The organism is Undibacterium sp. MH2W (assembly GCF_049340215.1).
In the GTDB taxonomy this organism is placed as follows: domain Bacteria; phylum Pseudomonadota; class Gammaproteobacteria; order Burkholderiales; family Burkholderiaceae_D; genus Undibacterium.
On record NZ_JBMPPA010000001.1, the window covers coordinates 497008 to 509819 of the forward strand.

The window sequence follows — 12812 nt, forward strand, 5'->3', positions numbered from 1 at the left end:
AATAGTCTTATTCCTTCCATCCTTGTGACGGCTGGCCGTTGCACTTTGCTTTGCTATTGGAATCATCTTGGTACAACGAATTATTGAACGTGGCGAAATAGAATCGCTCGACCATACGGCGCTGCCGCGCTTACATTTGCCTGAATCAGCACAGTCCCTTTTCACCACAAGGGCAGCGCGCCTGCGCGATCTGATCGACGGTAAGGTAGAAGGCGTCGCCTCGAATGGTGCTTTGGCGGGTTATTTAGACCTGATGCGTGAAGTGATTCTGGCGCAAGCTGAGATCGCGAAATCGCTGACGGACGAAGACCTCGCGATGCCAGATCAGAAATCACTCGATCTCGCCTTAGACCATATGATGCCGCCCCTCGCAGCGCAGCTCGAACGACCAGCAAGTTGGCGCACGATTCTCAATCAACTGATGGACAAGCTCTCCGATGAGCAACATGGTGTACGTCCTGAGTTGCAAGCTGTGTTGGAAAGTATCCGCGCCCTGAGCGAAGACGATCTGGAAGATCAAGCGAACATGATTCTGGCGCAGCGCCATGAAGAAGTGAATCCCGCGCAGGCACCGTTTATTGCTGCTGCCTTGCAAATCTTTTGGACGGCCCGTGCTGCGAAGCTGAATCAGCAAAAAGTACCGATGTTAGAAACGTTCACCCTTTGTCCTGTGTGCGGTTCGCATCCGGTGGCGAGCTTGATTCGTATTGGTGGTCAGTCGCAAGGCTATCGCTATCTGACGTGCGGTATGTGTTCCAGCCAATGGCACATGGTGCGTGTGAAATGCGCAAGCTGTGAGCAAAACGGCAAGATTTCTTATCAGGGTCTTGATCCGATTGATGCACCAGCGCCGCCCCCAACACCGGTCAATAAAGCCAACGATCCACGTAAATATGTACGTGCAGAAACCTGCGGCGATTGCCAGTGCTATACCAAAATTTTTAATCAAGAACACGACTACAACGCCGAGCCGTTTGTGGATGACTTGGCCACACTGACCTTGGATGTGCTGGTGAGTGAATTAGGTTTCCATCGCGGTAACGTCAATCCATTCTTGTGGTTTGGAGAAACGGAATGACATCCGCTGCGCCTGCTTCATCTGATCAATCCGTTGTCCGACGGATGGTGCGTTTGCCTTCCGTCGACAAGGTACTGCAAGAGGCAGGTGAATTGATCGCGTTGCATGGGCGCAGTCGGATCGTTCATCACATTCAGGCGGTGTTGAATGAGATGCGTCAAGCAGCCTTGGCGCAGACGGTGGACGGCACGACCGCGCAAGCAGTGAATGTCGCGCCGAGTGTGGGTGAGGTCATTGAACACGTAACGCAAAAGTTAGCGTTGCAAGACCGGTCCAATCTCAAAAAAATGTTCAATCTGACCGGAACCGTGCTGCACACCAATCTGGGGCGTGCACTGTTACCGGATGTGGCGATCAAAGCCGTGGTCGATGCAATGACGTCTGCCACCAATCTCGAATTTGATCTTGAAACCGGTAAGCGCGGCGATCGTGATGATCTCGTCGAAGAATTATTGTGCGAACTGACCGGTGCCGAGGCCGCGACTATTGTTAACAATAACGCAGCGGCGGTGTTGCTGTTGTTAAATACGATGGCGATGGGTAAAGAAGTCATCGTCTCGCGGGGTGAGTTGGTTGAAATCGGTGGGGCGTTTCGGATTCCCGACATCATGCAGCGCGCTGGTGCCCGTCTGCGTGAGACCGGATCGACCAATCGTACGCATCTGACGGACTACCGCCATGCGATCAACGCCGATACGGCATTGTTGATGAAGGTTCATTGCAGTAACTACGTCATTACTGGCTTTACAAAGAGCGTCGAGTTATCGGAGATTTCCGCGCTCGGACGCGAGCACAACATTCCTACGGCAGTGGATCTGGGTAGCGGTACACTCATCGACCTTGAGCAATTTGGCCTCGTACGTGAGCCAACAGTCCGTGAAGCGATTGAAGCAGGGGCAGATCTGGTGACGTTTAGCGGCGATAAACTTCTTGGTGGACCACAGGCCGGCATTATCGTTGGACGCGCTGACTTAATCGCCCAAATCAAACGCAACCCCTTAAAGCGGGCATTACGTGTCGGTAAGATTACCTTAGCAGCCTTAGAGCCTGTGCTGGCCTTATACCGCTCGCCAGAATTACTCACGCAACGCTTAACCACCATGCGCCTTTTGACGCGCCCCCGTTCAGACATGCAGCAAGAAGCACAGACGCTGGCTCCTCTGGTGCAAAACGTCTTGGGTGACGCTTATGTTGTACAAGGCGAAGAAATGATGAGCCAAGTGGGCAGTGGCGCGTTGCCTGTCGATCAGTTACCGAGTTACGGGCTGACGATTCGCGTTGCGCCAGGTCGCAAACTGAGCAACCCGATGGGGCGCCTGGAAAAAGCATTCCGCCAGTTACCACGTCCGGTGATTGGTCGCATTGCCAATGAGACTTTCTGTCTTGATTTGCGTTGCCTCGATGGCGAACAACAATCTTTTATTGACCAACTCACGCTTCTGAATCCATGATTGTTGGTACCGCAGGACATATTGATCACGGGAAAACAACCCTCAGCCGCGCCTTAACAGGTGTCGACACAGATCGTCTGAAAGAAGAAAAAGCACGCGGTATCTCGATTGAACTGGGCTATGCCTATACGCCGTTACCCAACGGTGATGTTCTCGGCTTGATTGACGTCCCCGGTCATGAAAAACTGATTCACACCATGGCGGCTGGTGCGAGCGGTATTGATTACGCGCTCTTGGTCATCGCAGCCGACGATGGCGTGATGCCACAAACCCGAGAGCATTTAACGATTCTCGAACTGTTGGGTATTGAACGCGGTGTGGTCGCGCTGACCAAGGTGGACCGCGTCGATGCCGAGCGCATTGCCGCCGTCACAGCAGAGATCAACCATCTACTCGCGCCAACCGCCTTAGCAGGCGCGTCGGTTTTCTGCACCTCTGCCCATCTGGACAATGATCCCGGCGTGGCGGCACTCAAAGCGCACCTAATGAGTGTTGCACAAACCGTGGCGCAGAAAGAACATCAACGCTTATTCCGACTCGCTATCGACCGCGTGTTTAATCTCAGCGGGAAAGGCTTGTTTATTGCAGGCACGGCATCGGCAGGACAGGTGAGCATTGGGGATACGATTACCCTCGCGCCTTCCGGCAAAACCGTCCGCGTGCGCAGCATCCATGCGCAAAATCGGCCAGTTGATATCGGCTACGCCGGGCAACGTTTATCCATGAATGTGGTCGGAATCGAAAAAGAACAAGTCGCACGGGGTGATTGGGCTGTGGCCGCTGCAATGGCAGACGTGTGCGACCGGGTCGATGTCGATTTACAACTGATCGAGAACGCCGGTATTCAATTAAAACCGTGGTCGCAAGTGCATGTCCATCTAGGCGCCGCACATCGCGTTGCGCGTGTCTTGATGCTGGATGGCGAGACGATCGAACCCGGCCAACGTGCGCGCGCGCAATTGGTGTTTGATACGCCTGTCCACACCGTCCCCGGTGATCGCTTTGTGATCCGCAACGCCCAAGCGCTACGTACGATTGGCGGCGGTCGCGTACTCGACCCATTTGGCCCCGCACGCAAACGCCGCAGTGCCGAACGTCGCGCGTGGCTCGACGCCCTCAGCGCCTATCTGGCTTCAGACGAACCACAAGAACTCATTGCCCATAGCAGCATGGGAATCAGCCGTTCGATGTTGACGCGCCTCACACAGCAAACATCCGCGCAATGGCATCTGGGTGACGATGCGATTGAAATTGATCTCAAAGGCGACGATGCCGTTTTGCTCTCTGCGGCTAATTTATCTGCTTTACAGACACGCATCGTCGATGCTCTACGCCAGTTTCATGCTGATTTCCCAGATGAAACCGGCCCGCAGCAACCTCGACTGAAGCGTATCGTTGCGCCAGAAATGCAAGATAGCTTGTGGCGCGCCGTGATCGATCAACTGGTGCAATCAGCCATGCTCATTGCGCAAGGACCATGGTTACGCTTACCTGAACACAGCGTCGAGCTCGATCCTGAACAGCAGGCTTTGGCAGACGTGTTAATGCAATCATTACATGCCGCCGCTTTTGACCCACCTTGGGTGCGTGATCTAGCGAAAACGCATCAGCGCCACGAGGAGGTGGTACGTAGCCTGTTGCGTAAGCTTGCCTTGCGTGGTCAGGTGTATCAGATCGTGCGCGACTTATATTGCCATCCACAACGAATCGCCGAATTAGCACGCCTTGCAGACGGTATTGCGGTTGCACCAACGCAAAATAGTCCGTATCGCCAACTCAATGCGGCAGCGTTTCGGGATGTCAGCGGTTTAGGAAGAAAGCGAGCGATTCAATTTCTGGAGTTCTTTGACCGCGTAGGCTATACTCGCCGCCTGCGCGATGTGCATGTAATTCGACCTGATAGCTTGTGGCAGGCCACGAACATGCACTAAAACGGTCGCTGCTACAGCGACAATACAACGGAAGGCACACGTATCCGGTGGTGCGGGCGGGCTTCAAACCCGTCAGGGGATGTCAATCATTCTCTCGTAAGTTCGACTCTTACTGTCTTCCGCCACGATTTTTCTCTTTTATTTTTCCCACCATATTTTGTTATGTCCGCCTGCGCGGAGGATGACAAAACGGCAAACCAAACAACCGTCACTCCCGCGCAGGCGGGAGTCCAGTGGCGCGGCAGCGCCTTGTTCACGTTACCGCACTCATTGACGGTAGAAAGCGCATTCGCGCACTGGATCCCCCGCTTTCGCGGAGGATGACGAAGTGGGGGGATTTTCCGCTTCCTCGGAGGATGACGAAGTTGGGGGAATTTCTGCTTCCTCGAAGGATGACGAAATCAAGGGTTGAGTGAATCATCAGTCTTCGTGGACGATGATAAAACGGCAAACCAAACAACCGTCACTCCCGCGCAGGCGGGAGTCCAGTGGCGCGGCAGCGCCTTGTTCGGGTTACTGCACTCATTGCCGGTAGAAAGCGCATTCGCGCACTGGATCCCCCGCTTTCGCGGAGGATGACGAAGTTTGGGGATTTTCCGCTTCCTCGGAGGATGACGAAGTTGGGGGAATTTCCGCTTCCTCGAAGGATGACGAAAACAAGGGTTGGGTGAATCGTCCGTCTTCTTAGTGGATGACAAAACGGCAAACCATACAACCGTCACTCCCGCGCAGGCGGGAGTCCAGTGGTGCGGTAGCGCCTTGTTCGGGGTACGTCACTTATTGCCACTAGAAAGCGCGTACGCGCACTGGATCCCCCGCTTTCGCGGAGGATGACGAAATAAAGAGTTAGGTAATTCGTCAGGCATCACGGAGGATGACGAAAACAAGGGTTGGGTGAATCGTCCGTCTTCTCAGAGGATGACAAAACGGATAACCAAACAACCGTCACTCCCGCGTAGGCGGGAGTCCAGTGGCGCGGCAGCGCCTTGTTCGGGGTACTGCACTCATTGCCGGTAGAAAGCGCGTACGCGCACTGGATCCCCCGCTTTCGCGGAGGATGACGAAGTGGGGGGATTTTCCGCTTCCTCGGAGGATGACGAAGTTGGGGGAATTTCCGCTTCCTCGAAGGATGACGAAAACAAGGGTTGGGTGAATCGTCCGTCTTCTCAGCGATGACGAAAATAGGCCACTCTCTTCACCCTCCCCAAAAAAATCCTTCTTTTTTTAAAAAAACATTTCCGGTTTTTACCTCTTCCAACGAATAGAACTCTAGATGCCGCAACACAGTGGCTTCCCAAGCGTCAGTGATGGTTTAGCCGTCATGACCTTGGAGTGATGTGACTTATTTCTTATTTATTCAACAGAAAGTAAAGGTACCCGAAATGAAAAAACGTGGCCGCATTATGCGTGATACCAACAATGGACCTGGCGTGATTGGATGCGAGGGGCAGCAGTTTGAATTTCAATTGGAAGGTGTCTGGAAATCAGAGGCAGCGCCGGTGATGAATACGGTGGTTGAATTTGATGTCGATGACATGAATAAAGTGACGGCGATTACCGTGATCAGTGAGAGCCAATTGGCGAAAGAGCAGGCGGATAAAGCGCTGCAGGTGGCGAAAGAGAGCGGTGCTGCGGCCTTGAATGAAGTGGTTCGTCGTGTTGGTTTGCCTGTTTTGGTGGCGACTGTTGTCTTGATGATTTCGTGGTTTTATCTGAGTACGATTACTGTGCAAGCATCGCAATATCTCCATGCCAAAATCACTTTTTGGAAACTCCTTACGATTCTTAATCTGGGAAGTAGCGGTATGTTGCAGGCGCTGGAAAGTGGCGGTGGTAGTGAGTCTGGCGTGATTGGGTTGCTGGCGATTGTCTCGTTGGCGGGTCCCTTTATTCATCAAGTGTGGAAAGATCCCAAAGCCCATTTGGGGAATTGTTTGCCGCTGGCGATGATGCTGTACGTGGCGCTGTCTTTTTACTTTGGTGTGCAGGATGGCATTCAATCATCCCAACAGATTTCATCCGCGTTGGGCGGTGGTGCACAGGCAAATCAGATCGTCAACAACATGATGGGCGAAATGATGAAAGCCGTTATGCAGGCGATTCATGTTGGTATGGGTGCTTATCTGTCGCTGTTATCGAGCCTTTATCTTGCCGGAGTTGGCGTGACGCGGTTTCTCGCTGCTAAAGCCTAATTCTTCATCATCAAGTGTCTTCTCCCATTTTCGTTTAATTTTCAAAAGGAAATATCATGAACATGTCTCATTCTTCTTCTGTGTTGTGCGTGATCGCATTGTTATCGGCATTGACCGCATGCTCTAAAAATGACAGTACATCGGCGGTGAGCGCGGCGCATCCTGTGGCAGCGGGTGATGCCACGCCAAGCTTGGCGGAGGCAACCTCTACCAAGGGTGTCGAGCAAGCCAAATTGAATGCGCTGCCGAAAGGCGATCCGGCAACACCTGTGTCGCAGTATCGTACGCTGACTAGCGATAAAGACGTCATGATGACGTATTACGCCATGAGTAGCCTGCCTGTGGATTACGACAAAGTGTTGCTCAATTATTCGCAGGATTATCGTTCGACGAGCGATGAATTTAAAAAGCAGGATATGCAAAAGGCGCTCAAGCCGAAAATTGATCAAGAGATCGCTAATGCGAAAAGCAGTCAATACATCAAGATGACCTGGGATCAATTCCGTCTTGATCAATACGACTTTCAGACAAAGGCTTTTCCGCAGCATGCGCTGACTAAAGACGTGAATTTCGGTTGGGGTTATGACTACCGCATTGAATTTAGTAATGGTGATGACTTTACGTTGCTCAAGGTGAATGACGAAGCCAAAGCACGGATCATTGAAGAAAAACGGAGCAAAGGTCAACCACTTGATTTGATCATTTATGCGTTTGCACAGGAGAGTGCATTGGATCAACACCACGTGAAAGCGCAGATCTTAAAAGTCGTGTTGGTCGATAAAAACGGCACCGAGCTGTTTTAAGGTCAACAATCCGGATCACCTTTATTTACTTTATTCACTCTTTTACTTTTTCCATGGAATCTATCATGACTACCTGTTTTAAAAAAATGTTTGTATTGTCGATGCTGGCTGCCTCGATGTTGTTGACCGGTTGCTCTTTTGCGCCTATTGTTGCGCAGAAAATGGGACTCGGTACCGCCAATGAAGCGGATATCATCGCTGCGACGTCGAAGGTATTTAGCGTACCGACCTCTGCCGTTAAAATTGCGGATATTCAGCAAGACAATACGTTGAACGGATCGCAAATTTATTTTGCAGCGACTGTGCAGGGTAAAAGCTACCGGTGCGGTATGTTGAGTTCGTTTGCCGGTTCATCACTGCCGAAATGTGTCAAACCCGGAGAACCGCTCTCTTTGCAATAAAAAATAGCAAAATACGACAGCAAAAAACGATAACAAAAAACCAGCGTTGATATCGAATCGACGCTGTTTTTTTATCAAATTGCAACGCGCTTCTTCTATCCGCTTCCCTCACCATGATGCCGCCTGTGCTTCCCTATTCACACTGCGAGGCAGCTTCGCCGCTGAATTTGGTATGATTACTTGTATGAAGTGAGTCAGCATTGGGTAATACCGGTTATTTTGTGTGAAGCAGGCCCAGCAATGGGTTACTTTTGGAAGCGTTGCAATACGCTTAACGAGCAATGAATTTTCATTTTTCAGATTTAAACAATGCACTGCGCGTGCCCCTTGCCGCTGAAGTGCACTCGCGACCTTTCATGCCGCTCAATGCACCGGAATGTTTGACGCATTTGGCGGTGTATTCGAAGTCGCCTTCCAATGAATTAACAGAGCATCAGAATGCCCAGCATGCCTTGCTGGTGCATCTGTGTAGCTATTTTGGTGTGGTCGCACCTGGTCTGGGGGCGAAGTACTTCTACCATGATTTCGGACGATTCCGTCTGAAGTGGGAGTTGCATACCGAGTTTGCGACGTATACCTTTGCCTCGACGCCGACAAGCAAGGTCGGCGATGCCCAACAGACGCTTAGCATCGTTGATGCCTTTGAGCAGATGCCGATCACAATGATTCCCCATGAATGGCTTGCACGCTTGCAAGGACAAGTCATGGTTGGCGCACATGTTGTTTTTCATGCGGGTTCTGCCGAAACGCCAGAAATGCAGTCGGCATTGCAATCCCTGTTTGGTAAATCGATGTTTGTCGGCAGTAAGGTGCTTTCAGGAGGGGAAGTCTGGACTGACTTTTTGATTCACCCTGACGGGTTTAGCCGCTTTGTGCTGTGTGATGTAGCATTTACTGAGCATCAGGCAAGCCGGATGATTCAACGCGTGTTAGAGATTGAAACGTATCGCATGATGGCATTGCTTGGTTTGCCAGCAGCGCAAAAGTCGGCACCTGAGCTCAATATCATTGAAGCGGAGTTGTCGCAATTATGCGAGGAAATGGTGCGCGGCCAACAAGCAACGAGTGCAGACATGGCGCTTAATGTTGATGGTGAACAGGTTCTTCTCCAGAAAATTATCGCGCTAGCGGCCCGTCTGGAGGCGATTGCCCTCGAAAACAATTACCGTTTTTCGGCATCGTTGGCGTATTTTAATTTGGTGCAGATGCGTATCGACGAGCTGCGAGAGATCAATTTCCATGGGATGCCGACCATTGGCGAGTTTATGGACCGACGTTTGGTTCCTGCGATGAACACCTGCCAATCGATTGGTCGTCGTCAAGTCGCGTTGGCGGAACGGATTGCACAAACCAATGATTTGCTGCGAACGCGGGTGGGGATTGTGCAGGAACAGCAAAACCGCCAGATTTTGCAATCGCTCAGTAAGCGTGCCAAGCAGCAGGTATTGCTTCAGCAATCGGTCGAAGGTTTGTCGGTGGTCGCGATTTCGTATTACATGACGGGGTTGTTGGGCTATGTCGGTAAAGCGGTAAAAGCCGCTGGTTTTTACGTTAATCCGGACGTGCTGACGGGGGTGGCCTTGCCTGTGATTGTGTTCGGTGTCTGGCTGGGCTTACGTCGTATGCATAAAAAAATCTCTGTGCATTTGGTGGGATGATTCCTTGTTGAGGGAGGAGATCGCTGTTTCACGGAGAGCTATTACCAAGATGAATGACTGATATATAAAAATAGCTGTTGTTGATTTTGTTGCGATGCAATATAGTGGAACTGTCTCCTCCAAATCCGCAAAAGATTTGGATTTAAGCCCGCCTCGTGCGGGCTTTTTTTTTACCTTCATTTTGTTTTCATTTTCCTTTCATTTTCCTTTCATTGTTGTCTTATTTTTTCTGATTGACACGCTGCGTTGAGAAACAACACATGAAGTTGTTTTAATTTGAGGAAAAAGTCGGGTAGAATCGATATCGTCTTAAGGTGTTCTTTTGCTATCTGCAACAGAATTAAACGGGAAGCCGGTGCGTTGATGAGTGTCTTTTCATCGCAAACCCGGCACTGCCCCCGCAAAGGTAAATGAGTTAACTTCGGTTAGTGCTACGCAATATGTCACTGTGTTTTCGAACATGGGAAGGCGCGTTAGCTGGAATAGTTTCCGCTCATCAGTCCTGATACCGGCCTTATGTACTAGCGGCAATTTCGCGGTGGGCGATGCTTGCGTAATCCGTGCACGCGCACGCGTTCCGTATCCATTTCCTCTCCAGAATTGCTATTTTTTGCCACGCGGGTGTGCGGGTGAAAAATGACATTTGTACTCTCAATGCTTGTCAGGTCACGCTTGTAACGTCGTGCTTTTGCGCAAGGCTGTTTTTGGCTGCGCATCAGTGTGTGCTTCGTTGCGCTTAGGTGCATGCTTCAGCTGTGTCGTGCAACAACGAGAGGGGTTATTTTTTTCTGTGAAGTATGTACACGCGCTGGCGATGACTGACTCTTGTGATGAGGAATCGCTATGCATATCGAACCAGGCATTATTGCCCCGGCTAAACTAACTTTTGCTGCTGTCACTGCATCCGCAGTGTATCTTGGCTACTTACCATCGTTATTTCGTCGTCCGACTTTACTCTTACGTACTGCGTTGGCGGCGATTTTCTTCTCTCTGTTTATGCAGGCGTTCCACATGCAAGTGGGGCCCTCCGAATTGCATTTCATTGGGGCGATTCCGATTTATCTCAGTTTTGGATTTGTCCCCACCTTGTTTGGCTTTGCGCTCGGCTTACTTTTACAGGGTGTCTTATTCGAACCGCAAGATTTAGTGCACTTGGCCGTCAATAGCTTAAGCCTTGCTGTGCCACTCATGGCTATGCATTACAGCGTTGGTCGTCATTTGAAGAGGGTTAGTCTGACGACCTTACTCAAACTCGATGCCATGTATTACAGCGGTGTCACGTTGATGGTGGGGTTTTGGTTAGCCTTGGCGCAGCCTGAGACATCATTCCTTGCATGGTCACAATTCGCATCGAGCTATTTGGTACTCGTTTTACTAGAACCCATTTGTAGTTTGGCGATTTTATGGGGTATTCGTCGCTTTTCTGGTAGCAAGTGGCTTGCCTTGTGCATCTCCGATCAATCGCGGTCGGCATTATCTCTCCCTTCTCGCGCTGACGTATGAGCGACGTGATCACTCCCCACAAGCCAGGTCAGGTCTGGTTTGTGGGTGCGGGTCCTGGTGATCCGGATTTATTGACCGTGAAAGGACGGGATCTGATTGCCCGTGCTGGCGCGATTTTGTTTGCCGGATCCCTCGTCAATGAGGCGGCTACGCGATGGGCGCCAGCGGGTTGTGTCATCGCAGATTCCAAAGACATGACCCTTGAGGAGATGGCAACGTGGCTCATTGCTCAAGCACACCAACATGACACGGTGATCCGTCTGCAAACCGGCGATCCCAGCCTCTATGGTGCCTTGATCGAAGTTGTTCAGCCATTGGATGCCGCTGGTATCGCCGTGCAAGTGGTACCTGGCGTGTCCTCTGCCATGGCCTCGGCTGCTGCTGCCGTTGAAAGTCTGACCTTACCTGAAGTCACACAAACGGTGATCTTTACCCGCGTCGAAGGGCGTACGCCCATGCCTGAAGGTGAGTCGCTGGAAGAACTTGCTCGCCATCACACGACGCTCTGCATTTTTTTGAGCATCACTTTACTAGGACGGGTCACGACGTCATTGATTGCTGCTGGCTGGTCGCCCGATGCGCCGATGTTAGTGGTGCATAAAGCGAGCTGGTCCGATCAGGAAAAAATCATTCGCGGCACGATTTCAACGATACAACAACAGTGCCGTGACGAGAAAGTGGCGAGTCAGGCGATGATCATTGCGAGTCCCACATTGGGAGCAAGACAATGGACGACCTTGATTAAATCAAAGCTCTACGACGCCAGTTTTACCCACCGCTTCCGTCGCGCCAGTGTCGCGATGCCTTCTTCACCGCCCACCCATTCAACAGAGATTTTATGAAAAAAGAGACGATTCTCCTTGTCGGACATGGTTCCCGCGAGGCCGCAGGTAATGACGAAATTATGGCATTCGCTGCCCAGTGGCGCTTACGTCAACCGCAATGGCATATCGAGGTGTGCTTTATTGAGTTTTCAGAAATCACGATGCGCGTGGGGCTGGCACGTGCTGCACAACATGCCGATCGTGTGTTGGTCTTGCCACTCATTCTCAATGCGGCAGGGCACGTGAAGATGGACATTCCGCAAGCAATTGACGGTGCTCGTCTTGCCTTTCCTCACACTCAGTTTTTATATGCGCCGCATTTAACGGCATGCGATCCGATTTTAACTATCCTCAAGCGAAGGTTACGTAAAGCAATGCAGTCTTTGGATATGCCAGACCCGACAACAACAGGTGTGATTGTTTTAGGGCGCGGCTCATCGGATCGTCAGGCGAATGGCGATATGGCCAAGATGGCACGCTGGTTGATGGAAGAAAGTGACCATGAACTGGTTGATCTGGCATTCACTGGCATTACGTATCCGCGCATCGAGAAAGTGGTGCAGCGTCAGCACATGTTAGGGATGACACAAATTGTGGTGCTGCCGTATTACCTTTATAACGGGACTTTAGTCGAGCGGATTGCGCGTCAGGTGGCGCATTTAAAAGCGCAATATCCTCAGATACGTTTTGCAGCGAGTACGTATTTTGGATTTGAAAAAGAAATCTTTGAACTCTTGGAGCAGCGCGTCCATGACTTACAGCAGGGTCATCACCAGGTGACGATGCCGTGTGATGGTTGTAAGTTCAGAGATTTTGCAGTGGAGCATGGATTGGGTGGACATCACCATGACGATGCCCACCATCATCATGATCACCCGCACGATCATCATCACGATCACCAACACGAACATCAACACGACCATCATGCACATTCCCATGCTGAACCAGTGCTCAATGTAGCGAGCTGAGCC

General features: G+C 51.2%; 10 protein-coding genes, 1 tRNA gene and 1 riboswitch. All 11 genes read left to right on the forward strand.

The annotated features are described in order from the left end of the window. The first annotated feature begins 67 nt into the window (after positions 1-67). The 11 genes from fdhE to ACO0K2_RS02175 all read left to right on the forward strand — a co-directional run bounded on the left by fdhE (position 68) and on the right by ACO0K2_RS02175 (position 12809). Positions 68-1078, forward strand: a complete 1011-nt coding sequence (gene fdhE / locus ACO0K2_RS02125) for a formate dehydrogenase accessory protein FdhE (RefSeq protein ID WP_423015258.1) — start codon at positions 68-70, stop codon at positions 1076-1078. Next, on the forward strand, positions 1075-2529 hold the full coding sequence (gene selA, locus ACO0K2_RS02130) for an L-seryl-tRNA(Sec) selenium transferase (protein ID WP_423015260.1): 1455 nt from the start codon (positions 1075-1077) through the stop codon (positions 2527-2529). Before fdhE ends, selA begins: the two co-directional genes overlap by 4 nt. Continuing rightward, positions 2526-4460 carry a selenocysteine-specific translation elongation factor gene (selB, locus tag ACO0K2_RS02135; protein ID WP_423015262.1) on the forward strand — a complete coding sequence of 645 codons (1935 nt, stop codon included), beginning with the start codon at positions 2526-2528 and terminating at the stop codon, positions 4458-4460. The genes selA and selB overlap by 4 nt, the downstream gene beginning before the upstream one ends. A gap of 29 nt (positions 4461-4489) precedes the next feature. Then, positions 4490-4585, forward strand: a tRNA-Sec gene (locus ACO0K2_RS02140). 1257 nt (positions 4586-5842) lie between these two features. After that, on the forward strand, positions 5843-6652 hold the full coding sequence (locus ACO0K2_RS02145; RefSeq protein WP_423015264.1) for a hypothetical protein: 810 nt from the start codon (positions 5843-5845) through the stop codon (positions 6650-6652). Positions 6653-6708: 56 nt separating this feature from the next. Continuing rightward, positions 6709-7455 carry a hypothetical protein gene (locus ACO0K2_RS02150; protein ID WP_423015266.1) on the forward strand — a complete coding sequence of 249 codons (747 nt, stop codon included), beginning with the start codon at positions 6709-6711 and terminating at the stop codon, positions 7453-7455. A 65-nt stretch (positions 7456-7520) separates the two neighbouring features. Continuing rightward, positions 7521-7856, forward strand: coding sequence for a hypothetical protein (locus tag ACO0K2_RS02155; RefSeq protein WP_423015268.1), 336 nt, complete (start codon positions 7521-7523; stop codon positions 7854-7856). Between the two features lie 281 nt (positions 7857-8137). Next, on the forward strand, positions 8138-9514 hold the full coding sequence (locus tag ACO0K2_RS02160; RefSeq protein ID WP_423015270.1) for a DUF3422 family protein: 1377 nt from the start codon (positions 8138-8140) through the stop codon (positions 9512-9514). Positions 9515-9810: 296 nt separating this feature from the next. After that, positions 9811-10045: riboswitch (cobalamin riboswitch) on the forward strand. Between the two features lie 312 nt (positions 10046-10357). After that, positions 10358-11017 carry an energy-coupling factor ABC transporter permease gene (locus ACO0K2_RS02165; RefSeq protein WP_423015272.1) on the forward strand — a complete coding sequence of 220 codons (660 nt, stop codon included), beginning with the start codon at positions 10358-10360 and terminating at the stop codon, positions 11015-11017. Further along, on the forward strand, positions 11014-11859 hold the full coding sequence (cobM, locus tag ACO0K2_RS02170) for a precorrin-4 C(11)-methyltransferase (RefSeq protein ID WP_423015274.1): 846 nt from the start codon (positions 11014-11016) through the stop codon (positions 11857-11859). The genes ACO0K2_RS02165 and cobM overlap by 4 nt, the downstream gene beginning before the upstream one ends. After that, positions 11856-12809 carry a sirohydrochlorin chelatase gene (locus tag ACO0K2_RS02175; protein ID WP_423015276.1) on the forward strand — a complete coding sequence of 318 codons (954 nt, stop codon included), beginning with the start codon at positions 11856-11858 and terminating at the stop codon, positions 12807-12809. The genes cobM and ACO0K2_RS02175 overlap by 4 nt, the downstream gene beginning before the upstream one ends. Positions 12810-12812 lie beyond the last annotated feature (3 nt).